A 23,709-nucleotide genomic window follows, 5' to 3' on the forward strand; every position below is an offset into this window, starting at 1 on the left:
CCGGCCGGCGCTCCCGGCCAGCCGCCCCAGCGTGAGGGCCGCCGCGGCGGCATCTCGCCCGGCGTGGCCGGCGCGATCGGCCTCGGGGCCGGTGTCCTCGGCGGCATCATGGCGGTGCAGGGCGCGCAGCGCTTCGAGGATATCCGCAGCCGCCGCGAGGAACGGCGCGAGGGTGACGTCACCATCATCCGCGAGCCCGGCCGCACCATCATCCGCGACGATGACGGCCGTGCCATCATCCGCCGCGACGAGGATCAGCGTTTCCGCGATCTCGGCTGGCAGGGCCGGTCCGAGCGCCGCGATGGCGAGAACCGCACGATCTTCGAGCGGCCGGACGGCACGCGCATCGTCACCGTCACGGACGAGGAGGGCCGGCTGATCCGCCGCACCCGCATCGACCGCGACAACCGCGAGGTGATCATCATCGACAACACGCTGCGGGACCGTCCGGGGCGCTTCGCGGACGATGTCGTCGTGCTGCCGCCGCCGCCGCTGCCGATGCCGCGCGAGCGCTATATCGTCGACGCGGACCAGGCCGACGAGGCTCTGATCTACGAGACGATCACCGCCCCGCCGATCGCCGCGATCCCGCGCCGCTACACGCTGGACGAGGTCCGCTATTCGCCGGACCTGCGCGCCCGCATGCGCAGCGTCGACATCGACACGATCAACTTCGAATCCGGCTCCTGGCAGGTCGGGGCCGATCAGGGCCGTCGCCTGTCGGTCATCGCGGATTCGGTGAAGCGCGCCCTGCAGCGTTCGCCCAACGAGGTCTTCCTCGTCGAGGGCCACACCGACGCCGTCGGCGCCGATGTCGATAATCTCTCGCTCTCCGATCGCCGCGCGCAATCGGTCGCGGAGATACTGACGCGCGACTTCCAGATTCCGCCGGAGAACCTGACGACCCAGGGCTATGGCGAGCAGTATCTGAAAGTGAACACGCAGGACGCCGCGCGCGAGAACCGGCGCGTCACGCTCCGGCGGATCACGCCGCTGCTGAGCGGACAGAACCAGTGACGACCGGTCGGGGCTGCTCTTCGAGCGGCCCCGCTCTTCCGCGGGCGCAGGGAACAGCCGTTCCCTGCGCCTGTTTCGTTTGCCCTCGATCATCGCACCTTGAAGGACAGGGTTGAGGGTTTGGTAGGGTTGACGGGTTAGCGTGCCCGTCATGAGCGACGCCATTTCCCTCGCCACCAGCATCGTCACGATGCAGGCCGCCTCGACGCAGCAGGCGCTCTCCATCGAGATGCTCAAGCAGAATGCGCAGGCCGAGCAGGGCCTCCTCGCGATGCTCCAGCAGAGCGTCGAGCAGACGCAAGCGACGTTGCCGGCGGGGCAGGGCACATTGGTCGACCGGACCGCCTGAGCCATTCCTTCCAGTCTTATCGGAACTTCGCAGAGCGCGTTGCCAAGCGGCGGCGCTGCGCCTAACCTCGTCTGCGTTCCGAGGGGTGCCCGCAAGGGCTGAGACGGCTTTCGAAGCTGAACCCATCGAACCTGATCCGGGTCATACCGGCGGAGGGACTGGAACGCGGTGCAGCCTTGGCCTGCACCCGCATCACAGCGCTTGAACCGCTTCGACGCCGGATCTCCTGACCTGTACCAAGGAGGAGATCCCTGATGAATGCCCACACCAAACCGCAGAAGAACAGCGTCAAGACCGCTCCCCAGAGCGTGACGACGGGGCCGATCATCGGCTCGCGCAAGATCTATGTCGCCGCGCCCGAACATCCCGAGATGCGCGTGCCCTTCCGCGAGGTCGTACTGACGACCGATGCCGAGCCGCCGGTGCGGCTCTACGACCCCTCCGGCCCCTTCACCGAGACCGATGCGAAGATCGACCTCAATGCCGGCCTCATCCAGCCGCGCCGCGCCTGGCTCGACGCGCGCGGGTTCGAACAGGTCGCGGGGCGCGCCGTTACCGCCGCCGATAACGGCAACATCTCGGCCGAGCAGCTCGTGCCGGCCTGCCCCGCCGAGCGCCCGATCCTGCAGGCGAAGCCCGGTCAGCTGACGACGCAATACGAGTTCGCCAAGGCCGGCATCGTCACGCCCGAGATGATCTATGTCGCGCATCGCGAGAATCTCGGCCGCGCCGCCATGCTGGAAGGCGCACGAGAGCGCCATGCCGATGGCGAGAGCTTCGGCGCCAACGTGCCGGAATTCGTCACGCCGGAATTCGTCCGCGACGAGATCGCGCGGGGCCGCGCCATCATCCCGGCCAATATCAACCATCCCGAACTGGAGCCGATGGCGATCGGCCGCAATTTCCTGGTCAAGATCAACGCCAATATCGGCAATTCCGCCGTCACCTCCGGCGCCGCCGAGGAGGTCGAGAAGCTGGTCTGGGCGATCCGCTGGGGCGCCGACACGGTGATGGACCTCTCCACCGGCCGCAACATCCATAACATCCGCTCCTGGATTCTGCGCAACTCGCCGGTGCCGATCGGGACGGTGCCGATCTACCAGGCGCTGGAGAAGGTCGGCGGCGATCCGATCAAGCTCGACTGGGAGGTGTTCAAGGACACGCTGATCGAGCAGGCCGAGCAGGGCGTCGACTATTTCACCATCCATGCCGGCGTGCGCTTGCCTTACGTCCCTCTCACGGCATCGCGGGTCACCGGCATCGTCTCGCGCGGCGGCTCGATCATGGCGCGCTGGTGCCTGGCGCATCACCGCGAGAGCTTCCTCTACGAGCGCTTCGACGAGATCTGCGAGATCATGCGGCGCTACGACGTCTCGTTCTCGCTGGGCGACGGCCTGCGTCCAGGCTCGATCGCTGACGCCAATGACCGCGCCCAGTTCGCCGAGCTGGAGACCCTGGGCGAACTCACCAGCATCGCCTGGGACAAGGGCTGTCAGGTCATGATCGAGGGCCCCGGCCATGTGCCGATGCACAAGATCAAGGAGAACATGGACAAGCAGCTGCGCGAATGCGGCGAGGCGCCCTTCTACACGCTCGGGCCGCTGACCACCGATATCGCGCCGGGCTATGACCATATCACCTCGGGCATCGGCGCGGCGATGATCGGCTGGTATGGCTGCGCCATGCTCTGCTACGTCACACCGAAGGAGCATCTGGGTCTCCCGAACCGCGACGACGTCAAGACCGGCGTCATCACCTACCGGATCGCCGCCCATGCCGCCGATCTCGCCAAGGGCCATCCGGCAGCGAAGATCAGGGATGACGCGCTCTCCCGCGCCCGTTTCGACTTCCGCTGGGAGGACCAGTTCAATCTCGCACTTGATCCCGACACGGCGCGGGAATTCCACGACGAGACCCTGCCAAAGGACGCCCACAAGGTCGCGCATTTCTGCTCGATGTGCGGCCCGAAATTCTGCTCGATGAAAATCACGCAGGACCTGCGCGCCGAGGTTTTGGCTATGAGCGACAACGAGCGGGCGAGCCTTGAAGCCATGGCGGCGGAAGGCATGGCGGCGAAATCGAAGGAATTCCTCGACAAGGGTGGGAGCATCTATCTACCTGCTGCTGAATGAGCGGTTTCAGCGAAAAGCTCGACGCAGCCAGCGTCGCATCGATCCTCGCGCGGGTGAGCAGACGCCGCCCGCGCGTCCATTGCCTGACCAACACGGTGGCGCAGAACGTCACCGCCAACATGCTGCTCGCGCTCGGGGCTGTGCCCTCGATGGCGAGCCATCCCGACGAGGTCGAGGCCGTCGCGGCCGGCGCGGGTGCGATCCTGATCAATCTCGGCACGCTCAGCCTCGAAGGCGAGCGTGCCATTCCCAAGCTCGTCAACGTCGCGCGGGAGCGCCGCATACCGCTGGTGCTCGACCCCGTCTTCGTCGAGCTTTCGCCCTTGCGGCTGCGGCTGGTCGGCGACGTGCTCGCGCTGTTCGACGTGCTGGTGCGCGGCAACGCCACGGAAATGGCGACGCTGGAGCCACTTTTCGCGCTCCGGCGCGATATCGTGCGCGTCACCACCGGCGCGGTCGACCGCATCGAGACGGAGGACCGCAGCCTGTCGGTCGCGCGTGGCCATGAATTGATGAGCAAGGTGACCGGGCTCGGTTGCGCATCGAGCGCGCTGGTCGCGGCCTGCCGGGCGGTCGAGCCCGATCCGGTGATCGCGGCTGCGGCGGCGCTGACGGCCTATGGTATCGCGGGCGAGATCGCGGCTGAGCGCGCCGCGGGGCCCGGCAGCTTCGCGATGCATCTGGTCGACGCGCTGGCCGGGCTCGACGAGGCCGCGCTCGCGGCGCGGATGGTTTGAGGCCACTAACCACCGCTGTCATCCCGTGCGCGTTGCAGCACGCAGTGCTGCGACGCAGACACGGGACCGTTCTCAGGAAAAGGCGCCCTCTCGTCATGCGGTCCCGTGTCTGCGCAGCGGCATTTCATGCCGCAGCGCGCACGGGATGACAGCGCTCTATGACCGTGCCCTGCCCCGCTACTGCGTCGGCGCGAGCGGCAGCGGCGCGGGCTTCAGGCGCGGCTTCGGCTTGGCGGCGGCCGGTTTCGGCTCGGTATTGAGCCCGAGCCGGGCGCGCAGCGAGGCGGCGCGGGCTTCGGTGATCCGGGCGCCGCAGAAGCCGAACTGGCCCTCGCGCTGGAAATCCCGGCAGATCATCTCGCGCTCGGCCGAGAACCCGGCCTGCTCGCGCGCGATCACGCGCTGCTCGACGGCATCGGATTTGGCGGTCAGCGTCCGGTAGCCCTCGCGCACCGCGCGTTCGGCACTGCCCCGCGCCTTCTCGATCTCCTTGGCCTGCCCGGCGACGGTGCGGGCATCGGGCCCCCATAGCCCGCGCGGGTCGATCCGGCATTGCGCGGCCTGCACGATGCATGGCTCGGTCGGCTCGACCACGAGGAAGGCGCCGTCGAGCACGTCGAAGACGATCGGGCAGATCGGCGCTTCAAGCTTGTAGCGGGGAACGCCGGCCGGGCGCCCGAGCGCGGTGACGGGCAGCGGCGCATCGCCGAAGGAGACGGCGCAGGGCTCGACGAGATTGGCGCTCTGGAAGCCGTCGAGATTGAGCTTGAGGCCGTAGCCCGTCGCCGTCTTCGAGAAGACGGCCTCTCCATGATGGCCATGGCGGTGCAGGGCCTTGCCGAGGATGGCGTCCTCGCCGGCGACCTTGATGGCGGGCATGCTCGGGGGCTTCGGTCCAGCGGGGGCGCCGGGCTGGGAGGGCGCGGCCTGCTGGGTTCCCGGCGCGTTGAACGGCTGGGCCCCCGGCAATTGCAGCGGTTGGGCATGCGCCACCGTGGCGGCTGCAGCGAGGGCCAGCGAGGCGAGGATGAGGCGCGTCGGTCGTGTCATGGCGGCCCAGTGAAACCGGAACGGCCTTTCTGCATGCAGGCGCAGGCAGGCTGACGCAAGGACGGGAAGGCCACACCCGCGCGGAAAGCGCGCCCCGGTGGCAATTCGGCCGGCACTCCCGATTCTTAATCGGCTCGCCTGTCTTGCAAGGGGTGGAACACCCTCACTATATACGCCGCCAAGGGGCGGTTTAACCACCGTCAAACGTGGAATGCCGGTTTCGTTCGCCGCTGAAGCGGGGGCGATCCGGTCCATGGGCCGGCAGGCGGCGCACAAACGTCGCAGGTCGGCGATCTGCTCAATCGAAAGGGATCCCATCCATGGGTAAAGTCATTGGTATCGACCTCGGCACGACCAACAGCTGCGTTGCAGTGATGGAAGGCTCGACGCCCAAGGTCATCGAGAATTCGGAAGGCGCGCGCACCACGCCTTCCATCGTCGCCATCACGGATGACGGCGAGCGTCTGGTCGGCCAGCCTGCGAAGCGCCAGGCCGTCACCAACCCGGAGCGCACCTTCTTCGCGATCAAGCGCCTCATCGGCCGGACCTTCGAGGACCCGATGACGCAGAAGGACCTGAAGCTGGTCCCCTACAAGATCGCGAAGGCCCCGAACGGCGACGCCTGGGTTGCCGCCGACGGCAAGGACTATTCGCCGTCGCAGATCTCGGCCTTCACGCTGACCAAGATGAAGGAGACGGCGGAGGCTTATCTCGGCCAGCCCGTCACCCAGGCCGTCATCACGGTTCCCGCCTATTTCAACGACGCCCAGCGTCAGGCCACCAAGGATGCCGGCAAGATCGCCGGTCTCGAGGTGCTGCGCATCATCAACGAGCCGACGGCGGCTGCGCTCGCCTATGGCCTCGAGAAGAAGTCGTCCGGCACCATCGCGGTCTATGACCTCGGCGGCGGCACCTTCGACGTCTCGATCCTCGAGATCGGCGACGGCGTCTTCGAGGTGAAGTCGACCAACGGCGACACCTTCCTCGGCGGTGAGGATTTCGACATGCGCCTCGTCGAGTATCTCGCCGATGAGTTCAAGCGCGAGCAGGGCATCGACCTGAAGAAGGACAAGCTCGCGCTCCAGCGCCTGAAGGAAGCGGCCGAGAAGGCCAAGATCGAATTGTCGAGCGCGGCCCAGACCGAGATCAACCTGCCCTACATCACGGCGGATGCCTCCGGTCCGAAGCACCTCGCCATCAAGCTCTCGCGCGCCAAGTTCGAGAGCCTGGTCGACGACCTGATCCAGCGCACCATCGAGCCCTGCAAGAAGGCGCTCAAGGATGCCGGCCTGTCGGCGGGCCAGATCGACGAGGTCGTCCTCGTCGGCGGCATGACCCGCATGCCGAAGGTTCAGGAGGTCGTGAAGCAGTTCTTCGGCAAGGAGCCGCACAAGGGCGTCAACCCTGACGAGGTCGTCGCCATCGGCGCCGCGATCCAGGCCGGCGTCCTCCAGGGCGACGTCAAGGACGTGCTGCTGCTCGATGTGACCCCGCTCTCGCTCGGCATCGAGACGCTCGGCGGCGTGTTCACGCGCCTGATCGACCGCAACACCACGATCCCGACCAAGAAGAGCCAGGTCTTCTCCACCGCCGAGGACAACCAGAACGCGGTGACGATCCGGGTTTTCCAGGGCGAGCGCGAGATGGCGGCCGACAACAAGCTGCTCGGCCAGTTCGACCTGATGGGCATTCCGCCGGCGCCGCGCGGCATGCCGCAGATCGAGGTGACCTTCGACATCGACGCCAACGGCATCGTCTCGGTGACGGCGAAGGACAAGGCCACCAACAAGGAGCAGCAGATCAAGATCCAGGCTTCCGGCGGTCTCAGCGAGGCCGACATCCAGAAGATGGTGAAGGATGCCGAGGCGAACGCCGCCGAGGACAAGAAGCGCCGCGAGGTGGTCGAGGCCAAGAACCAGGGCGAGAGCCTCGTGCACTCGACCGAGAAGTCGCTGAAGGACTATGGCGACAAGGTTTCGGAGGCCGACAAGGGCGCGATCGAGACCGCCGTCGAGGCGCTCAAGACCGCGCTGACCGGCGACGATGCCGAGGCCATCCAGGCCCGCACCAACGAGCTGATGCAGGCTTCGATGAAGCTGGGCGAGGCGATGTATGCGGCGAGCCAGGCCGAGGGCGCTGCGGCCGAGGGCGGTGAGCCCGAGGAAGCCAAGAAGGACGACGTCATCGACGCCGACTTCAAGGACGTCTCGGACGACAAGAAGAAGAGCGCGTGATCGCGCGCTCGTAACGCAACGGACGTTTTGGCCGGGCTCGACCCGGCCATCGCATCCGGGAATTGCAGGCTATTCGGATGGCCGGGCTCGCTGCCCGGCCATGCCGCGTCAAAGCTGCGGGGACAGACATTTCGATGTCGAAGCGCGATTACTACGAGATTCTCGGCGTCAGCCGGACCGTGACGGAGGTCGAGCTCAAGACCTCGTTCCGCAAGCTCGCGATGCAGCATCATCCCGACAAGAATCCCGGCAACAAGGACGCCGAGATCAAGTTCAAGGAAATCAACGAGGCCTATCAAGTTCTGTCCGACGGCCAGAAGCGCTCGGCCTATGACCGCTTCGGCCACCAGGCTTTCGAGAATGGCGGCGGCGGTGGCCCCGGCGGCAATGCCGATTTCTCCGATTTCATGTCGGATATCTTCGATTCCTTCTTCGGCGACGCCCGTCGCGGCGGCGCGCGTGGCGCCAATGGCCGCGAGCGCGGCGCGGACCTGCGCTACAATCTCGAAATCGGGCTGGAAGAAGCCTTCACCGGCAAGAACGAGTCGATCCGGGTGCCGACCTCGGTCTCCTGCGAATCCTGCTCGGGCACCGGTGCCAAGCCCGGCTCGAAATCGCGCCAGTGCCCGACCTGCGGCGGCCATGGCCGCGTCCGCGCCAATCAGGGCTTCTTCTCGGTCGAGCGCACCTGCCCGACCTGCTCGGGCCGCGGCGAGGTCATCGACGACCCCTGCAAGAACTGCCAGGGCGCCGGCCGAGTCACCCGCGAGCGCACGCTTTCCGTGAACATCCCGGCCGGTGTCGAGGACGGCACGCGTATCCGTCTCGCCGGCGAGGGCGAAGCGGGCTTGCGCGGCGGGCCTGCAGGCGATCTCTACATCTTCCTCTCGATCAAGCCGCACGCGATCTTCCAGCGCGATGGCGCCGACCTGTTCTGCCGTGTGCCGATCGGGCTGGCCTCGGCCGCGCTCGGCGGCGAGATCGAGGTGCCGACGCTGTCGGGCGAGCAGGCGCGGGTGAAGATCCCCGAGGGCACCCAGACCGGCAAGCAGTTCCGCCTCAAGGCCAAGGGCATGAGCGTGCTGCGCTCGCGCGATGTCGGCGACCTCTACATCCAGGTCGTGGTCGAGACGCCGCAGAAGCTCACCGCGCGCCAGCGCGAGTTGCTGGAGGAGTTCGAGCGCGAAAGCTCGCACAACAACCACCCGGAGACGGCCGGCTTCTTCGGCCGGGTCAAGGATTTCCTCGGCGGTTTCGGCGGCACGGCCTGACCAACCCGCCGGAACCGGACATGCAAAAGGCCGCCCCGAAGGGCGGCCCTTTTTTGTTCATGCGGGCGGCTCAGACCTTGTCGACGGCCTTCTTGACCGCGTCCTTGCCCTTGCCGAGCGCCTGCTGGGCCTCGCCTTTCAGCTCCTGCGCCTTGCCCTCGGCCTCCCATTCCGGCTTGTTCATCGCCTTGCCGGCGGCTTGCTTGATGTTACCGGCGGCCTCGTTGGCCATGCCCTTGATCTTGTCGGTCGTGCTGCTCATCGCGGTGTCTTTCCTGAAGGAGCGGCCCCCAGCCGTTTTCCGCTGAAAGAACCGGCACTACGCGGAAAGGTTCCGGCTTCAGGCGGCGCTATCCGCCTGCGCGGCAAGCGCCCGCAAGGCTTCTCCCGTCGCCGCATCGGCGGGGAAGAAGGTCTCCAGCGCGAGTTCCGACAAGGTGACGTCGACAGGCGTGCCGAACACCGTCGTTGTCGAGATCAGCGACAGCACGGTCTCGCCGAGCTTCAACTGCATGGGCACGACGATGGCCGCTTCCGCTTCGGCTTCATGGCGCGTGCCAGCGCCGGGATGGGGATAGCTCATCAGCTCGCCCAGCAACTCGCCGAGCCTGGCGTCTGCCGTCGCGCGCACCTGCTGGCGCAGTCTGGCCAGGAGATGGGCGCGCCACTCCGCTAGGTTGAGGATGAACGGCGCGAGCCCTTGCGGATGCAGGGAGAGACGCAGCACATTGACGGGCGGCTTGAGCAGCTCCGCATCCGTGACGAGCTCCAGCAGCCGCGTCACCGCGTTGTTATAGGCCAGCAGCGACCAGTGCCGGTCGACGGCGACGGCCGGATAGGGCTCGTGCCCCCTGAGGATCAGGTCGATCGCGCTGCGGGCGGCATCGAGCGACGGGTCTTCGAGGGAACGCTCCGGATAGATCGGGGCGTAGCCGGCCGCCAGCAGCAGCGCGTTGCGCTCGCGCAGCGGCACGCCGAGATGCTCGGCCAAAAGCAGGACCATCTCGCGGCTCGGGCGCGAGCGGCCGCTTTCGATGAAGCTGAGATGCTTCTGTGAGATCTCGGCTTCGAGCGCGAGATCGAGCTGGCTGAAGCGGCGGAGCTGGCGCCAGTCGCGCAGGAGTGCGCCGATCGGGGGAAGCTGATGTGTGTTCATGGCGGAGAAGCTAGCGATCCCGGTGGTCGGTTCCAATTACCTCCCGCTTAATCGACGGGCCGACGCGGTTCCGTCAGCATTCCCCTCATCGAAACGGGCTTGAGGCCCAGAACCGCCAAGGAGAATGCCATGTCGCTCATCCAGTCCTCGCCTCTGCTGCGCAACGCTCTCGCCCTCGATGCCGCTGCTTGCGGTGGCATGGGCCTCATTCTCGCGGCGGCTGCCGGGCCTCTCGCCGCCCCGCTCGGCCTGCCCGCGGAGTTTCTGCGTGGCGCCGGCCTCGTGCTGCTGCCTTGCGCGGCGCTTCTCGGCTGGTTCGCAAGCCGTAAGACCCTGCCGCGCCTCGCGATCTATACCGTGATCGGCGTCAACCTGCTCTGGATCGCCGATAGCATCGCGATCCTGCTGATGGGCTGGTTCGCGCCGACGGGGCTCGGTATCGCTTTCGTCCTGGCGCAAGCCGCTGCGGTCGCCATCGTGACCGAACTGGAAGTGATCGGTTTCAAGCGCTCGGCCGCGGCCGTGCCTTCAGGCGACGCTGCCGCCTTTCGGTGAAAACCGTCATCTGACTGTCGCATGGGCTGACTAGCCGACGGGTCTCTGTTCCCCTCAGCGGTGAGATCCCATGCGCCAGCCTCTCGTCCTCGCGGCTCTCGCCGCTGTCCTGCTCAGCGGCACGGCCATGGCCGAGCCGCTTTTCAACCGGATCGCCACCTTCTCCGTGCCGCAGAACCTGCCGGCCGATCGCGATCCCAAGAAGAAGACCGTCTCCGAGATCATCGCCGCCAATGGCGACGGCACGCTGCTCGCTTATACCGACGCGGAGCAGAAGGCGCTGGGGATCATCGACATCGCCGACCCCGCCAATCCCAGGCCCGCCGGCTTCGTGCCGCTCGAAGGCGAATCCACCTCGGTCACGATCCTCGGCGACAAGGCTTTCGTCGCGGTCGTCACCTCCGGCGACAATTTCAAGGAGCCGGCCGGCCATCTCGCCACCGTCGACCTCAAGACGAAGCAGGTCGTGGCGAAATGCGATCTCGGCGGCCAGCCGGATTCGGTGACGCTGACCAAGGACAAGGGCAAGATCGTCATCGCCATCGAGAACGAGCGTGACGAGAAGCTGACCAAGGGCGCGCTGCCGCAGCTTCCCGCCGGCAACCTGACCCTGATCGGCATCAAGGACGGCGCCATCGACTGCGGCACCCGTCAGGTCGTCGATCTCACGGGCATCGCGGCGGTCGAGCCGACCGATCCGGAGCCGGAATTCGTCGACGTCAACCCGGACGGGCTCGTCGTGGTGACGTTGCAGGAGAACAACCACCTGGCCATCGTCGATTCCAGGACCGGCAGGGTCGTGACCCATTTCTCGGCCGGCTCGGTCGATCTCAAGGCCATCGACAAGACCCGCGACGGCAGGATCAGCCCGACCGAGGAACTGAAGGGCGTCGCCCGCGAGCCCGACGCCGTGCGCTGGCTCGACAATGACCGCTTCGTCACCGCCAATGAGGGCGACTGGAAGGGCGGCTCGCGCGGCTTCACCATCTTCCGCAAGGACGGCACGGTCGAGTTCGATTCCGGCTCCGCTGTCGACCATGTCGCCATGCGCCTCGGCCACTATCCCGAGCGGCGCTCGGCCGCGAAGGGCAGCGAGCCTGAGGGCATCGAGGTCGCGACCTATGGCCAGGACCGGCTGATCTTCGTCGGGCTGGAGCGCGCCTCGCTGGTGCTGGTCTACAAGGATGAGGGAGCCGGCAAGGCGCCGCGCTTCCTGCAGGCTCTGCCGACCGGCATCGGCCCCGAGGGGCTGCTCGCCATCCCGCAGCGTGATCTCTTCGTCTCGGCCTCCGAGACCGATGTCGGCGAGAAGGGCGGGGCGCGTTCGGCGGTGATGATCTATCGCCGCGCCGAGCAGGCCGCCGCTTATCCGACGATCCAGTCCGGCGACGAGAACGGCCTGCCGATCGGCTGGGGGGCGCTCTCCGGCCTCGCGGCCGATCGCACGGCACCCGGCAAGCTCTTCGCGATCACCGACAGCGCCTACACGCCCTCGCGCCTCCTCGAGATCGACGCGACGCAGAAGCCCGCCAAGATCACCGGCGCGCTCACCGTGACCAAAGACGGCAAGCCGGCCTCCTACGATCTCGAGGGCATCGCGACCCGCGAGGGTGGCGGCTTCTGGCTGGCCTCCGAGGGCAATCCCGAGAAGAAGGACGCGGTGCTCGACGACATCCTGCTGCGCGTCTCGGCCAAGGGCGAGGTCGAGGAGGAGATTCGCTTGCCGGAGGCGCTCGCCAAGCACGCGGTCCGCTTCGGCTTCGAGGGCGTGGCGGCGACCGGCACGGGCGCGGACGAGACCGTCTGGCTCGCCGTCCAGCGCGAATGGAAGGACGACCCCAAGGGCAAGGCCAAGATTCTCTCCTACAAGCCCGCGACCAAGGAATGGGGCGTGCTGCACTATCCGCTGTCGCAACCGGCCGCGGGTTTCTGGATGGGGCTGTCGGAGCTTGTCGCGCTCGGTGACGACCGCTTCGCCGTGATCGAGCGCGACAACGGCTTCGGTGCCAAGGCGGTGAAGACGCTCCAGACCTTCTCGGTGAAGGGCCTGAAGCCGGCGGCGATCGGGGCGGCGGAGATCCCGACCGTGACCAAGACCCTGCTGCGCGACCTGACGCCCGACCTGATGAAGGCCGGCGGCTACGGCCTCGACAAGGTCGAGGGCATGACGGTCGACAAGGCCGGGAACCTCTTCGTCGTCACCGACAATGACGGCGTCGACGATTCCTCCGGCGAGACCCAGTTCTTCGCCTTCGGCCCGCTGCCGCGCTGAGGCCGGCAAAAGAAAAGCCCCGGATGCGGGTCGCATCCGGGGCAAGGCGCCTGGCTATGTTGACTGGAGAGCCAGGTGGGAGGAGCGGTTACCAGCCGGCGAGCACAGCGCCCTTGAAGCGCTCGGCGACGAAGGCCTTGATCTCGGGCGTGTGGTAGCTTTCGACCAGCGTCTTGACCCAGGGCTTGTCCTTGTCGACGCTGCGCACGGCGATCAGGTTGACATAGGGACCCTTGGCGTCCTCGCGCAGGATCGCCGAGGCCGGATCGATCTTGGCATCGACGGCATAGTTGGTGTTGATCGCGGCGGCCGCGACATCGGCCAGCGAGCGCGGGGTCTGCGCAGCCTCGATCTCGATGATCTTCAGCTTCTTCGGATTGCCGACGATATCGGCCGGGCTCGGCTTGAAGCCGACGCCGTCCTTCAGCTTGATCACGCCCTTGTCCTGCAGCAGCAGGAGCGAGCGGCCGCCATTGGTCGGGTCGTTCTGGATCGCGACGGTCGAACCATCCGGCACCTGCGACCAGTCCTTGTACTTGGCCGAGTAGATGCCGAGCGGGAAGTTCACGGTCAGGCCCACGCTCTCGATCTTGAAGCCGCGATCCTTCACCTGATTGTCGAGATAGGGCTGGTTCTGGAAGGAGTTGGCCTCCAGCTCGCCGGCATCGAGCGCCTGGTTCGGCACGACATAGTCGGAGAACTCGATGATCTTGAGCTCGATGCCCTTCTTGGCGAGGACGGGCTTCACCTTCTCCAGAATCTCGGCATGCGGGCCGGGCGAGACGCCGATGCGGACCACCTGGTTCTGCTGGGCAAGCGCCGGGACGGCGGCAAGCGTCAGGGCGAAGCCGGCGAGCAGTGCGGCGCGGCGGTTGATGAGGGTCGTCATGATGTCGTTTCCTTCGGTCGGATGCGGATGAACGGGCAAACGTCAGGCGTGGCGCAGGCGCTTGTTGAGATGGCGGGCGAGCCGGTCGCCGATGCTCTGGACGAGCTGGACAAGGACGATGAGCACGGCGACGACCGCCGCCATCACGTCCGGCATGAAGCGCTGGTAGCCGTAGCGGATGCCGAGATCGCCGAGCCCGCCGCCGCCGACCGCGCCGACCATGGCGGAGAAACCGATCAGGCTGACCAGCGCCAGCGTCAGGCCGAGCACGATCGCCGGCAGGGCCTCGGGTACCAGCACCTTGCGCACGATCTGCACGGGTGTCGCGCCCATGGCGCGCGCGGCCTCGACCAAGCCCTGATCGACCTCGCGCACCGCGCCCTCAATCAAGCGGGCGATGAACGGCGTCGCTGCGACGGTGAGCGGTACGATCGCGGCACCGGTGCCGATCGAGGTGCCGGCGATCAGGCGGGTGAACGGGATGATCGCGACGACGAGGATAATGAAGGGCGTCGAGCGCGTGGCGTTGACCAGCGTGCCCAGCAGGAGGTTGGCGGCCGGCGCCGCGAAGAGTTCGCCGCGCTTGCTGGTGGCGAGGAAGACGCCGAGCGGCAGGCCGAAGAGCGTGCCGAGCCCGGCCGCGACCGCGACCATGGCGAGCGTGTCCAGCGTCGACTGCGCGATCAGGCGGATGATGTCAGGAGACATGGCCGATCACCTCCGCCTTGAGCCCGAGGCTCCTGAGGGCGCCGAGCACGGCGTCGCTCTCCGGCGCGCGCGAAGGCACCGTGACGAGCAGGCTGCCGAAGGGCTGGCCGGCGATGGCGTCGATCCGCCCGGCCAGGATATTGACGTCGACGCCGACGATGGCGCTGAGCCGGCTGATCACCGGCGCTGTCGCGTTCTCGCCGAGGAAGGTGATGCGCAGCACGATATTGTCGCCGGCGCGCGCCTCCTTGCGGATGCGATGGGCGAGATGTTCGGGCAATTCGACGCCGGTCACCGTCTCGACGAAGCTCGCCGTCGTCGGGTGCTGCGGGTTGGTGAAGACTTCGAAGGTCTCGCCCTGCTCGACGATGCGCCCGCCCTCGATCACCGCGACACGGTCGCAGATTTCCTTGATCACCGGAATCTCGTGGGTGATCAGCAGGATGGTGATGCCGAGCTCGCGATTGACCTGCTTGAGGAGGGCGAGGATCGAGCGCGTCGTCTCGGGGTCGAGCGCCGAGGTCGCCTCGTCGCAGAGCAGCACCTTCGGATCGGTGGCGAGCGCCCGGGCAATGCCGACGCGCTGCTTCTGACCGCCCGAGAGCTCGGCCGGATAGCGCGCGCTCTTGTCGGAGAGGCCGACCAGCGCAAGCAGGCGCTCCACCTTCGCGGCGATCTCGGCCTTGCTCGCACCGGCGATTTCAAGCGGCAGCGCGACATTGTCGAAGACCGTGCGCGACGAGAGCAGGTTGAAATGCTGGAAGATCATGCCGATCCGCCGGCGCTGCTGGCGCCAGCCGGATTCGGTGAGGCTCGTGACATCGGTGCCTTCGATCAGGATGCGCCCTTCGGTGGCGCGCTCCAGCCCGTTGACGAGGCGGATCAGCGTCGACTTGCCGGCGCCCGAGCGGCCGATCACGCCGAGGATGGTGCCGGCGGGCACGTCGAGATCGATCCCGGCGAGCGCGGCGACCGGCTGCTGGCCGCGGCGACCCGGATAGGTCTTGCCGACCTGTTCGAAACGGATCGCCGGATCGGGCAATGACAAGGGCAAAGAAATGGAAGTCGCGCCGGCACCGAGTGTGCCGGGTCTGACGGGGGCGTTCATCATGTCCTCAGAAATGCGTGTGGCAGGACCAGTGGGCGATGCCGAGCTGCTCGATGGTCACGTCATGGACCGAGCGGCGCTGGTCGTCCGCGGTCGCGGCGTCGAGCGGGTCGAAGGTCAAGGGAACGGCCTGGGCGAACCAGTTCGCGAGACCGTTCCAGAGGGCGGAGAGGAGCTGCATCGCCGCCTCACGAAGCCAGCAGCAGCGGCGCGCGCCGCTGCGAGCGGGAGAGCCGGCGCGCGGCGGTCTCCGCTGCGCCGGGCGTGGCGAAACGCTGGCCGTCGAGCGCCCGGAAGGCGGCTGAAGCCGAGACGAAGGTGAAGTCGCGCTCGTCGGCGCGGCGGCTCACGAGCCCGATCTGGGCCTCGCCAAGCTCGATGACATAGGCTTGCTGCGCCGGGCGGGCCCGGGCGGGAAGGGAATGAAGCTGGGACATGGAACTGCCTTCTGCCGCCGATGCGGCATGTGTCGGAACGATTGGACGGGAAGGGCCTCTCGGCCTTGCGATCTCAGCGTCGACAGCGGCAGGTCATGCGGCGGAAGCGGGTCTGGCTTCGGCTCGCTTTCACATCGGTCATGTCAGTCTCCTCGATCTGGAGCCCACGACCCAGTCGTGGCGCTTTAGCGTTTGGTGACGCGGCGCAAGCTGCTGCTCAAATCTCCGCGGCTCCCCGATTGCTCCGGGAACATCTGCAATCTGATGAGGATCGTCCTCTTTGTCAACCGGATCGTTCTTTTGAAGAAACGACCCGGCGGAGAAGAATTTTCTCCGGATGCGCCCGACGCTCCGCCAGGGATGCGGCAATGCGCGGCTTGACGAAGCCGGGGAAGCGGCGCCATTTGCCGCCATGCAGGCTCGCGCCGCCCTTCTCGACTGTCTTCGCCGCTCCGGGCTCGGTGCCTGGCTGGCGACGGCCTATACGCTCTGCGTGCTGGCCCTGGCGCTCGCGCCGGCTCCCGCGATGGCGGCGTTCGGCGGTTCTGACGGCGTCGTGCTCTGCTCGGGCGCGCCGATTCCCGACGAAGGCCAGCCGGCGCCGCTTGGCGATCTCACCCATTGCAAGGGTTGCCCGCTCAATCCCGCCCTCGCGGGTCCGTCGGCCGGGATCGTGCCGGCGCCGGGGCGGCTCGCCACGCGTCTGGTGCCGCCTGCGCCCTTGGCCGAGGGCCTGCCGCATCGTTTCGCGGCCGGGCTGGCGCAGTCGCGCGCGCCGCCGCTGGCCTGAAGCACCGCCTGCCCATTCGCATCCAGATCCAAGCCATTTCGCTCTGCAAGAGCGACGGCAACCTTTCACGAGGCCTGCGTCAGCGGGCTGACCCGTTCGGGATATCCATCATGAAGCTTTCCTATTCGCTCGCCGCCGCGGCCGTCCTGCTCTCGGCCGGCTTCGCCTCGGCCCATGACTTCAAGGCCGGCCCGCTCAAGATCGGCCATCCCTGGTCGCGTGCCACGCCGGCCGGCGCCAAGGTCGGCGGCGGCTATCTCTCGATCGAGAACACCGGCGCGGCGGCCGACCGGCTGGTTTCGGTCTCCGTGCCCTTCGCGGCCCGGTCCGAAATCCACGAGATGGCGGTGAAGGACGGCATCATGACGATGCGCCCGCTCGACCAGGGCGTGGAGCTGCCGGCCGGCGCCAAGGTCGAGTTCAAGCCCGGCGGCTACCACATCATGTTCATGGAGTTGAAGCAGCCGCTGAAGCAGGGCGACTCGATGAAAGGCACGCTGACCTTCGAGAAGGCCGGGACCGTCGATGTCGAGTTCAAGGTCGACTCGATCGCCGCCAAGGGCGCCGCTGGCGAGCATAAGGGGCATTGAGTCCCAAGCGGCGACCTTCCCTTCTCCCCTTGCGGGAGAAGGTGGCCCGAAGGGCCGGATGAGGAGTCGCACAGGCCGGAAACGGCGGCGGTGAACGGCTAGCGACGAATGCCGCGAAACCCCTCACCCCAACCCTCTCCCGCAAGGGGAGAGGGGTAGGTGGCGCCCTCAGATCTTCGCGCGCGGGTCGTGCTTGGCGATGCGCGCCAGCAGGTAGTCCACCTCGGCCTTCGCGGCGGCGCTGAGAACCGAACCCGGCTTGCGCTGGGCATCGTGGCCGAGGATGCCGCGCTTCATCATCGTGTATTTGCGCACGGCAAGTCCCACGCCCTGCTGCTGCTCGTAGCGCATCAGCGGCAGATGCGCGTCGAAGATGTCATGCGCCTCGTCGCGCTTGCCGGCTTTGTGCAGGCGGACCACGTCGATCAGCAGTTCCGGGAAGGCATAGCCGGTATTGGCGCCGTCGGCGCCGCGCTCCATCTCGAAGTCGAGGAAGAGCCCGCCATTGCCGGTCACGATCGAGATCGGGCGCAGCGAGCCTTCCGTCTGGAACCTGCGCAGCGTCGAGATCTTCTCCAGGCCCGGCCAGTCCTCGTGCTTCAGCATCACGCAGGATGGGTTGTCCATGACGATCTTGCGGATCACCGCCGGCGTCATCACGACCGAGAGCGTCAGCGGGTAGTCCTGGATGACGAAGGGGATATCGGCGCCGATCGCCTCGACTGCCTGCGCGTAGTAGCCGGTGATCTGGTCGTCGGTGCGCAGCGAGGGCGGCGGGGCGATCATCACGCCGCCGGCGCCGAGATCCATCACCTGCCGGGCGAGCGAGCGCATCGCGGCGAAGCCGGGCGCCGAGACGCCGACGATGATCGGCTTGCCGCCCATCCGGGCGACGCAGCGCTTGACCAGCTCGACCGATTCCTCGGGCTCCAGCTTGGGCGCCTCGCCCATGATGCCGAGCACGGTGACGCCGTCCGAGCCGATGTCGTGGTAGAACTGGAACAGCCGGTCGGCCGAGGCCCAGTCGATGCTGCCGTCGGGATTGAACGGGGTCGGCGCGATCGGGAAGACGCCGGAAGCGTCGGGGGTCAAGCGCATGATGCGGTCCTTGTCCTGGAGCATCGGCCCGAAAAGTGGGGCGCGGTTTTCGGAAAAAGCCGATGCGAAATCAAAATCGGTCTGGTCAGGCGATGCGGGTGCGGACGGTGCCGACGCCGGCGATCACGCCTTCGAGCACGTCGCCCTTGTTCACGGCGGCGACGCCTTCCGGCGTGCCCGTGAAGATCAGGTCGCCCGGCTTCAGTTCGACGAGGCCGGAGAGATAGGCGATCGTCTCCTCGACATTCCAGATCTGCTTGGCGAGGTCGGAGGTCTGGCGCACGACGCCGTTGACGGTGAGCTCGATCTTGCCGGCGGAGGGATGGCCGGCATGGCTCGCCGGCACGATCTCGCCGATCGGCCCGGAAAGATCGAAACCCTTCGCCATGTCCCAGGGACGCCCGGCCTTCTTGGCGGCGGCCTGCAGGTCGCGGCGGGTCATGTCGAGCCCGGCGGCATAGCCATAGACATGGGCCAGCGCCTCGGATTCCGGGATGTCCTTGCCGCCGCTGCCGATCGCGACGACGAGCTCCATCTCGTGATGGAGATCGCTGGTCTTGCTGGGATAGGGCATGTCGGCGCCGTTGATCAGCAGAGCATCGGCCGGCTTGGTGAAGAAGAACGGGTCCTCGCGATCGGGGTCATGGCCCATCTCGCGGGCATGTTCGGCATAGTTGCGGCCGACGCAGAAGATGCGCCTGACCGGGAAGGAGCCGCCGCCTGCGACCGGAACGGCCGTCACGGCCGGCGGGTCGATCACATAATTGCTCATTCTGCTGCTCCCTCGATCTAGCCTTGCGCCGTTCATGGGCGAGCGGCGCCCGGACCGCAAGCGGCTTCCCGCTGCGGCGGGCCTGCGCGGGAGGCATTGCGGCGCGCTTTTCGCAGGCGCGACACGCGTTGTGCGGCGCGTCGTTGCAAGCAGGGCGATTTGCTCCCTACAGTGCCGTGCCGGGGGGACCGGCGAGCCTATGGAAGGAATGGAATGTGAGTACGGGAACCGTGAAATGGTTCAACGAGACCAAGGGTTACGGCTTCATCACCCCTGATGGCGGCGGCAATGACGTCTTCGTCCATATCAGCGCGGTGACGCGGGCCGGCCTGCGCGGCCTGAACGAAGGGCAGAAGATCAGCTACGATCTCGAGCCGGATCGCAAGACCGGCAAGAACTCGGCGGTGAACCTGCAGACGACCTGAGCGTTTTCATGCGTTCTACGGGAAGGCGAAGGCGGCGCCTGTCCCGAGCCTAGGGCGGATCGCGTTCGGTCCAGGTCGGACCGGCGCGGGTTCGAGGCATGCCCGTCGCCGCAGGCGGCGGTGAGGGAGGGTGCGCCCTCTCAGGACCGGCCCGGTGCCGGATGGAACAGCCGGCCTTTCTCCACGATCAGCACGACGACCAGCGCCGCGATGCCGCAGAGCGAGAAGCCGAGCGTCAGCGGCACGACCGTGCCGTTGAAATGCTGGCCGATATAGAAGCCGAGCAGCGCACCGATCACCGTCGTCACGAAGCCCTGCACCGAGGAGGCCGTGCCGGCGACATGGCCGAGCGGCTCCATCGCCATCGCCCCGAAATTCGGGCCGATCAAACCGAAGCAGAACATCGCAGCGCCCTGCAGGATCGCGAAGGTCCAGAGCGATTCATGGCCGGCGAGCGCCACCAGCGCATGGAGGCTGGTCAGCGCGATATAGCCGAGCAAGGCGCCATGCGAGACACGGCGCATGCCGAGCCTGCCGACGATGCGCGAATTCAGCAGCGAGGAGGCCGCCATGAACATCGCGATCAGCGCGAAGATCGTGGTGAACAGCTCCGGCGCATGGAAGACGTCGACGAAGACCTGCTGCGCCGAGTTGATGAAGCCGAACAGCCCGCCGAGCACGAAGGCCATGGCCAACATGTAGCCGACGCCGATGCGGCTGGTCAGCGTGGTGCGGAAGGAGGCGAGCACGCTCGCCGGCTCGATCGGCTTGCGGTCCTCCGGATGCTGGGTCTCGGGCAGCTTCACGAGGACCCAGAGCATCACGACGGCGCCGAAGCTGGTCAGCACGCCAAAAATCCAGCGCCAGGGCGCGATCCAGAGGATCGCCTGCCCGATCGAGGGCGCCAGGATCGGCACGGCCAGGAAGACGATCATGGCGAGCGACATGACGCGCGCCATCTCGCGGCCGGAATAGCAGTCGCGCACGATCGAGACGACGAGCACGCGGGTCGCGGCCGCGCCGACGCCCTGCAGCACACGGGCCGCCATCATCGCCTCGAACGAGCCGGCGAAGGCGGCGGCGATGCTGGCGACGACATAGATGGCGAGGCCAACGAGCAGCACCGGGCGCCGCCCGTAGCGATCGGAGATCGTGCCGTAGAAGATCTGCGAGACGCCGAAGCCGAGCAGATAGGCGGTGATGATCCATTGCCGCTGGTTGGCCTCGGCGATGCCGAGCGCCTCGGCCATCTGCGGCAGGGCCGGCAGCATGGAATCGATGGCGAGCGCGTTCGTCGCCATCAAGGCGGCGGTCAGGCCCACGAAGGGGTAGAAGCCCATGCCGTGGCGCGGCCGGGCTAGGGCGGACATGTCGTTCATGGCGATCGCGAACTGGCTGGCGAGACCCGGCGGCTGCGGTCATGCGGCAGCGGCGGGCAAGATTCTGCCTGCAGGATTAGCCCTGCCGGTCGCGCGCGGCAACCGGTCCAGCTGGCCATGGGCCATGCGCCGGGCGCGTTTCCCGGCGCTTCGGAGGCGCGCCTAGCCCTGCTTCTGCATCGCGGCCATCAGCGCATCGTCGATCTCGACGGCGCGCCTGGCCGCCGGCCGTGCGGAGATGCGGGCACCATAGGCCTCGAAGGCCGGCCGCTTCTCGATCGTCCCGAACTGCATCCCCCACAGGACCTGCGAGCCGACATAGACATCCGCCGCGCTGAAGCGGTCTCCGGTCAGGTAGTCGCTGCGGGTCACCGCGTATTCGAGCGTGTCCATCGCATCGGCATAGGTGCCATAGCCGATCGAGCGTGCCCGGTCGGCCGGAACTTCCATGCCGAAGGCCTTGTGGCTGACGGCGGCCTCGACCGGGCCGGCGGCGAAGAACATCCAGCGGTAATAGGGGCCGCGCAGCGGGCTGCCCGGCGCGGGTGCGAGTCCGGCCTGCGGGAAGGCATCGGCCATATAGGCGCAGATCGCGGCGCATTCGGTGACGACCATGTCGCCATGGACCAGCGCCGGCACCTTGCCCATCGGGTTGATCGCCTTGTAGGTGGCGCCTTTCATCGGTTCGCCGAAGCCGACGACCTCGGCACGGTAGGGCTCGCCGATCTCCTCCATCATCCAGCGCGCGATGCGCCCGCGCGACATCGGGTTCGTATAGAGCACGAGTTCGTCTGCCATCGTCTTTTTTGCCTCCTTGATCGGCCGAGGATGTCTCTACCCTGCGGCATCGGCGTGACGGTGTCAGGAGCCTGCTTGCCTGACGCAGCCCGTCCAAGCTGTTATCGTCGCCGCGAAGCAGGACGAGGATATGGACGAATCACGCGTGGCGCGCAGCGTTTCCGTCAGTGACGGGCGGCTGTCGATCGAAGGACTGTCGACCCGTTACGTGCAGGACGCGAGCCGGCGTTTCCGACTATCGGCTTCCGGCCTGCGCTTCGCCAGCGGCTTCGAGAGCCGCGATGGCAGGCTTGAGGACAACCGGCGCTTTCTTGCCGAGGCGATGGTCGTCGGTGGCGGCTTGCGCCGGGCTGGCTTCGAGGGCGAGGCCGGCACGATCGGACTGACCTTGCGCCCGCTGTCGCAGGCCGGCGATCAGCCGCGCCTTCTCCTGATGCTCGGCTATCGCGACGAGGGCGGCGAGGCGCTGCCATTCGCCGAGGCTTTTCTGGCGCCGGCCGTGTTCGAGGCGCTGAAAACCGATCTGCTCTCCGGCCTGGCGCAGGAGCTTTCGCTCAGTGCCACGACCAGCCTCTGGATCCGCGAGGAAGATCGCGGGCGCGCCATCGGCGAGTCGCTCGACTGGTATCTCGGCCTGGATGCCGATGGTCGCTCCACCCAGCCCGCGCGCGGTTTCATCGAGACGATCGAGTGGCGGCCTCGGCCGCTCCCGGCAGCTGTGGAAGCCACGCCGGCACCCGATCCCGTGCCGCATCCTGCCCATGAGGTCGAGGAAGATTGGCAGGAAAGCGCTGCCGATGAGTTGCGCCGGATCAACTGGAGCTTCCGTCTGCTCCTGCTGATGCTGGCTTTCATGCTGATCGTCGTCGCGATGAAATAGGGCTGCGCCCTCAGGTCTCGTGGCGGCGGATGCGGCGAATCATCTCGTTCAGCGCCAGCAGCACCAGCGCCAGGATGAAGGGCAGGATGTAGTAGACCACCCGGAAGATCAGCAGCGCGCCCAGCACCTGCTCATAGGGAAAGCGGTTGAGCGCGACCAGCATCGTCGCCTCGAAGACGCCGAGCCCGCCCGGAGCGTGGCTGGCGATGCCGATCAGGCAGGCGAAGATATAGGCGGCGAGGAAGGTCGGATATTCCAGGCCGTAGCCGCCGGGCAGCAGCACGAAGAGCACGGCAGCCGCCGCGCAGACCTCGCAGGCACCGAGCGCCATCTGGCCGAGCGTGGTGCCGAGGCCCGGCAGATGCAGGTTCCAGCCACGCACGCGGATCGTGCGCTCGTCCGTCGCGATCCAGGCGAGATAGCCGAGGATGCCGAGGCCGACGAGCCCGCCGACGACCTGGACGATCAGTGGCGAGGTCCGCGCCAGCATCGCGACCGCCTCGGAGGCGTAGAACAGGCTGGCGCAGAGGATGGCGCCGAGCCCGAGCCAGAAGGTGATGCCGGCGATCACGGTCAGGCTCGCGACCTCGGACGCCCTGACGCCTTTCGGCGAATAGATCCAGTAGCGCACCGTCCCTCCGGTCACGATCGGGAAGCCGAGCGTGAACGAGACGGAATAGCTGGTGAAGGAGCCCAGCGCCGTGGTGCGGTAGGGGATCGAGAGGCCGAGCCGCCGCAATGCCAGCGCGTCGTAGCCGGTGAGCAGCAGATAGCTCAGCGCGGTGAAGGCGATGGCGAGGCCGAGCTGGCGCAGGCTCGCATTCTCGAAGGCGCCGGCGAGCTGGCCGGGCTCCATCCCGCTGATGATGTGCCAGAGCACGACCAGCGAGGCGCCGAAGATGACGACGCTCGCCAGCGGGCCGAGCCACCACCAGCGGCTGCGCTTGCGCAGGGGCATTCCGGGCTCATGCTGGCCGAAGGACATGCACTCTCGGGGTTGCGCGATGCCGCGGGATGCGGCGGCGCGGTGGCGGGCAGGGCTCGGGCGAGCCCCGTCCGACA

Annotated in this window: 25 protein-coding genes and 1 riboswitch; of the genes, 12 read left to right on the plus strand and 13 right to left on the minus strand. The window is 67.3% G+C overall.

Annotated features, from left to right (window positions below; genetic code table 11):
- From NUV79_RS17050 to NUV79_RS17065, 4 genes are all read left to right on the plus strand, one after another.
- On the plus strand, positions 1-1,017 hold a 1,017-nt coding region (locus tag NUV79_RS17050; RefSeq protein ID WP_257734297.1), incomplete at its 5' end, for an OmpA family protein.
- A 151-nt stretch (positions 1,018-1,168) separates the two neighbouring features.
- Positions 1,169-1,366, plus strand: coding sequence for a hypothetical protein (locus tag NUV79_RS17055; RefSeq protein ID WP_257734298.1), 198 nt, complete (start codon positions 1,169-1,171; stop codon positions 1,364-1,366).
- 71 nt (positions 1,367-1,437) lie between these two features.
- Positions 1,438-1,542, plus strand: a riboswitch (TPP riboswitch).
- Positions 1,543-1,620: 78 nt separating this feature from the next.
- A complete protein-coding gene (gene thiC / locus NUV79_RS17060; RefSeq protein WP_257734299.1) occupies positions 1,621-3,498 on the plus strand; it encodes a phosphomethylpyrimidine synthase ThiC in 1,878 nt (625 codons plus the stop codon).
- Positions 3,495-4,235, plus strand: a complete 741-nt coding sequence (locus tag NUV79_RS17065; protein WP_257734300.1) for a hydroxyethylthiazole kinase — start codon at positions 3,495-3,497, stop codon at positions 4,233-4,235. The genes thiC and NUV79_RS17065 overlap by 4 nt, the downstream gene beginning before the upstream one ends.
- A gap of 177 nt (positions 4,236-4,412) precedes the next feature.
- Here NUV79_RS17065 and NUV79_RS17070 read toward each other — a convergent pair whose 3' ends face one another.
- Positions 4,413-5,285, minus strand: coding sequence for a hypothetical protein (locus NUV79_RS17070; RefSeq protein WP_257734301.1), 873 nt, complete (start codon positions 5,283-5,285; stop codon positions 4,413-4,415).
- Positions 5,286-5,605: 320 nt separating this feature from the next.
- On the opposite strand from NUV79_RS17070, the gene dnaK reads away from it, so the two are divergent.
- Together dnaK and dnaJ are read left to right on the plus strand one after the other, a co-directional pair.
- The gene (gene dnaK / locus NUV79_RS17075; RefSeq protein WP_257734302.1) at positions 5,606-7,519 is read left to right on the plus strand and encodes a molecular chaperone DnaK; all 1,914 of its coding nucleotides are present in this window, start codon (positions 5,606-5,608) and stop codon (positions 7,517-7,519) included.
- 134 nt (positions 7,520-7,653) lie between these two features.
- Positions 7,654-8,790, plus strand: a complete 1,137-nt coding sequence (gene dnaJ, locus NUV79_RS17080; protein ID WP_257734303.1) for a molecular chaperone DnaJ — start codon at positions 7,654-7,656, stop codon at positions 8,788-8,790.
- Between the two features lie 70 nt (positions 8,791-8,860).
- On the opposite strand, the gene NUV79_RS17085 is transcribed toward dnaJ, so the two are convergent.
- Positions 8,861-9,052, minus strand: a complete 192-nt coding sequence (locus tag NUV79_RS17085; RefSeq protein ID WP_257734304.1) for a CsbD family protein — start codon at positions 9,050-9,052, stop codon at positions 8,861-8,863.
- Between the two features lie 78 nt (positions 9,053-9,130).
- Positions 9,131-9,946: a helix-turn-helix domain-containing protein gene (locus tag NUV79_RS17090; protein ID WP_257734305.1), complete on the minus strand. Its 816-nt coding sequence runs from the start codon at positions 9,944-9,946 to the stop codon at positions 9,131-9,133.
- A 129-nt stretch (positions 9,947-10,075) separates the two neighbouring features.
- Here NUV79_RS17090 and NUV79_RS17095 point away from each other — a divergent pair, with 129 nt between their 5' ends.
- Together NUV79_RS17095 and NUV79_RS17100 are read left to right on the plus strand one after the other, a co-directional pair.
- A complete protein-coding gene (locus NUV79_RS17095) occupies positions 10,076-10,501 on the plus strand; it encodes a hypothetical protein (protein ID WP_257734306.1) in 426 nt (141 codons plus the stop codon).
- Between the two features lie 70 nt (positions 10,502-10,571).
- A complete protein-coding gene (locus NUV79_RS17100; protein WP_257734307.1) occupies positions 10,572-12,773 on the plus strand; it encodes an esterase-like activity of phytase family protein in 2,202 nt (733 codons plus the stop codon).
- Positions 12,774-12,861: 88 nt separating this feature from the next.
- Here NUV79_RS17100 and NUV79_RS17105 read toward each other — a convergent pair whose 3' ends face one another.
- Genes NUV79_RS17105 through NUV79_RS17125 form a run of 5 tightly spaced genes read right to left on the minus strand, consistent with a single transcriptional unit; the run spans position 12,862 to position 15,915 of the window.
- Complete coding sequence (locus NUV79_RS17105) at positions 12,862-13,662, minus strand: MetQ/NlpA family ABC transporter substrate-binding protein (protein WP_257734308.1); 801 nt, start codon at positions 13,660-13,662, stop codon at positions 12,862-12,864.
- Between the two features lie 42 nt (positions 13,663-13,704).
- Positions 13,705-14,370, minus strand: coding sequence for a methionine ABC transporter permease (locus NUV79_RS17110; protein WP_047579210.1), 666 nt, complete (start codon positions 14,368-14,370; stop codon positions 13,705-13,707).
- On the minus strand, positions 14,360-15,478 hold the full coding sequence (locus tag NUV79_RS17115; protein WP_257734309.1) for a methionine ABC transporter ATP-binding protein: 1,119 nt from the start codon (positions 15,476-15,478) through the stop codon (positions 14,360-14,362). Before NUV79_RS17115 ends, NUV79_RS17110 begins: the two co-directional genes overlap by 11 nt.
- Positions 15,479-15,485: 7 nt before the next feature.
- The gene (locus tag NUV79_RS17120) at positions 15,486-15,659 is read right to left on the minus strand and encodes a hypothetical protein (RefSeq protein WP_257734310.1); all 174 of its coding nucleotides are present in this window, start codon (positions 15,657-15,659) and stop codon (positions 15,486-15,488) included.
- Between the two features lie 7 nt (positions 15,660-15,666).
- Positions 15,667-15,915, minus strand: a complete 249-nt coding sequence (locus tag NUV79_RS17125; RefSeq protein ID WP_257734311.1) for a hypothetical protein — start codon at positions 15,913-15,915, stop codon at positions 15,667-15,669.
- A 337-nt stretch (positions 15,916-16,252) separates the two neighbouring features.
- Between NUV79_RS17125 and NUV79_RS17130 the strand changes: the two genes are divergently transcribed.
- Positions 16,253-16,705 (plus strand): hypothetical protein, encoded by a 453-nt coding sequence (locus NUV79_RS17130; RefSeq protein WP_257734312.1) that lies wholly within the window; start codon positions 16,253-16,255, stop codon positions 16,703-16,705.
- Between the two features lie 110 nt (positions 16,706-16,815).
- Positions 16,816-17,295 (plus strand): copper chaperone PCu(A)C, encoded by a 480-nt coding sequence (locus tag NUV79_RS17135; RefSeq protein ID WP_257734313.1) that lies wholly within the window; start codon positions 16,816-16,818, stop codon positions 17,293-17,295.
- A 168-nt stretch (positions 17,296-17,463) separates the two neighbouring features.
- On the opposite strand, the gene NUV79_RS17140 is transcribed toward NUV79_RS17135, so the two are convergent.
- A complete protein-coding gene (locus NUV79_RS17140) occupies positions 17,464-18,393 on the minus strand; it encodes a dihydrodipicolinate synthase family protein (protein ID WP_257734314.1) in 930 nt (309 codons plus the stop codon).
- 85 nt (positions 18,394-18,478) lie between these two features.
- On the minus strand, positions 18,479-19,165 hold the full coding sequence (locus NUV79_RS17145; RefSeq protein WP_257734315.1) for a fumarylacetoacetate hydrolase family protein: 687 nt from the start codon (positions 19,163-19,165) through the stop codon (positions 18,479-18,481).
- Positions 19,166-19,380: 215 nt separating this feature from the next.
- On the opposite strand from NUV79_RS17145, the gene NUV79_RS17150 reads away from it, so the two are divergent.
- On the plus strand, positions 19,381-19,590 hold the full coding sequence (locus tag NUV79_RS17150) for a cold-shock protein (protein ID WP_047581044.1): 210 nt from the start codon (positions 19,381-19,383) through the stop codon (positions 19,588-19,590).
- 140 nt (positions 19,591-19,730) lie between these two features.
- Here NUV79_RS17150 and NUV79_RS17155 read toward each other — a convergent pair whose 3' ends face one another.
- Positions 19,731-20,969 (minus strand): multidrug effflux MFS transporter, encoded by a 1,239-nt coding sequence (locus NUV79_RS17155; protein WP_257734316.1) that lies wholly within the window; start codon positions 20,967-20,969, stop codon positions 19,731-19,733.
- 162 nt (positions 20,970-21,131) lie between these two features.
- Positions 21,132-21,767: a glutathione S-transferase family protein gene (locus NUV79_RS17160; protein ID WP_257734317.1), complete on the minus strand. Its 636-nt coding sequence runs from the start codon at positions 21,765-21,767 to the stop codon at positions 21,132-21,134.
- Positions 21,768-21,897: 130 nt separating this feature from the next.
- On the opposite strand from NUV79_RS17160, the gene NUV79_RS17165 reads away from it, so the two are divergent.
- Positions 21,898-22,647, plus strand: a complete 750-nt coding sequence (locus NUV79_RS17165) for a hypothetical protein (protein WP_257734318.1) — start codon at positions 21,898-21,900, stop codon at positions 22,645-22,647.
- Positions 22,648-22,657: 10 nt separating this feature from the next.
- Here the strand turns inward: NUV79_RS17165 and NUV79_RS17170 are convergent, their stop codons facing one another.
- Positions 22,658-23,605, minus strand: a complete 948-nt coding sequence (locus NUV79_RS17170; RefSeq protein WP_257734319.1) for a lysylphosphatidylglycerol synthase domain-containing protein — start codon at positions 23,603-23,605, stop codon at positions 22,658-22,660.
- Positions 23,606-23,709: the final 104 nt, after the last annotated feature.

This window comes from Allobosea sp. 47.2.35 (assembly GCF_024655635.1).
In the GTDB taxonomy this organism is placed as follows: Bacteria; Pseudomonadota; Alphaproteobacteria; order Rhizobiales; family Beijerinckiaceae; genus Allobosea.

Coding starts and splice junctions, on each gene's coding strand:
- NUV79_RS17170 (WP_257734319.1), bottom strand. CDS start 23,605: ATGCCCCTGCGCAAGCGCAGCCGCTGGTGGTGGCTCGGCCCGCTGGCG.
- NUV79_RS17105 (WP_257734308.1), bottom strand. CDS start 13,662: ATGACGACCCTCATCAACCGCCGCGCCGCACTGCTCGCCGGCTTCGCC.
- NUV79_RS17140 (WP_257734314.1), bottom strand. CDS start 18,393: ATGCGCTTGACCCCCGACGCTTCCGGCGTCTTCCCGATCGCGCCGACC.
- dnaJ (WP_257734303.1), top strand. CDS start 7,654: ATGTCGAAGCGCGATTACTACGAGATTCTCGGCGTCAGCCGGACCGTG.
- NUV79_RS17070 (WP_257734301.1), bottom strand. CDS start 5,285: ATGACACGACCGACGCGCCTCATCCTCGCCTCGCTGGCCCTCGCTGCA.
- NUV79_RS17125 (WP_257734311.1), bottom strand. CDS start 15,915: ATGTCCCAGCTTCATTCCCTTCCCGCCCGGGCCCGCCCGGCGCAGCAA.
- NUV79_RS17120 (WP_257734310.1), bottom strand. CDS start 15,659: ATGCAGCTCCTCTCCGCCCTCTGGAACGGTCTCGCGAACTGGTTCGCC.
- thiC (WP_257734299.1), top strand. CDS start 1,621: ATGAATGCCCACACCAAACCGCAGAAGAACAGCGTCAAGACCGCTCCC.
- NUV79_RS17160 (WP_257734317.1), bottom strand. CDS start 21,767: ATGGCAGACGAACTCGTGCTCTATACGAACCCGATGTCGCGCGGGCGC.
- NUV79_RS17155 (WP_257734316.1), bottom strand. CDS start 20,969: ATGAACGACATGTCCGCCCTAGCCCGGCCGCGCCACGGCATGGGCTTC.
- NUV79_RS17055 (WP_257734298.1), top strand. CDS start 1,169: ATGAGCGACGCCATTTCCCTCGCCACCAGCATCGTCACGATGCAGGCC.
- NUV79_RS17085 (WP_257734304.1), bottom strand. CDS start 9,052: ATGAGCAGCACGACCGACAAGATCAAGGGCATGGCCAACGAGGCCGCC.
- NUV79_RS17090 (WP_257734305.1), bottom strand. CDS start 9,946: ATGAACACACATCAGCTTCCCCCGATCGGCGCACTCCTGCGCGACTGG.
- NUV79_RS17165 (WP_257734318.1), top strand. CDS start 21,898: ATGGACGAATCACGCGTGGCGCGCAGCGTTTCCGTCAGTGACGGGCGG.
- NUV79_RS17095 (WP_257734306.1), top strand. CDS start 10,076: ATGTCGCTCATCCAGTCCTCGCCTCTGCTGCGCAACGCTCTCGCCCTC.
- NUV79_RS17100 (WP_257734307.1), top strand. CDS start 10,572: ATGCGCCAGCCTCTCGTCCTCGCGGCTCTCGCCGCTGTCCTGCTCAGC.
- NUV79_RS17115 (WP_257734309.1), bottom strand. CDS start 15,478: ATGAACGCCCCCGTCAGACCCGGCACACTCGGTGCCGGCGCGACTTCC.
- NUV79_RS17110 (WP_047579210.1), bottom strand. CDS start 14,370: ATGTCTCCTGACATCATCCGCCTGATCGCGCAGTCGACGCTGGACACG.
- dnaK (WP_257734302.1), top strand. CDS start 5,606: ATGGGTAAAGTCATTGGTATCGACCTCGGCACGACCAACAGCTGCGTT.
- NUV79_RS17065 (WP_257734300.1), top strand. CDS start 3,495: ATGAGCGGTTTCAGCGAAAAGCTCGACGCAGCCAGCGTCGCATCGATC.
- NUV79_RS17145 (WP_257734315.1), bottom strand. CDS start 19,165: ATGAGCAATTATGTGATCGACCCGCCGGCCGTGACGGCCGTTCCGGTC.
- NUV79_RS17135 (WP_257734313.1), top strand. CDS start 16,816: ATGAAGCTTTCCTATTCGCTCGCCGCCGCGGCCGTCCTGCTCTCGGCC.
- NUV79_RS17130 (WP_257734312.1), top strand. CDS start 16,253: ATGCGCCCGACGCTCCGCCAGGGATGCGGCAATGCGCGGCTTGACGAA.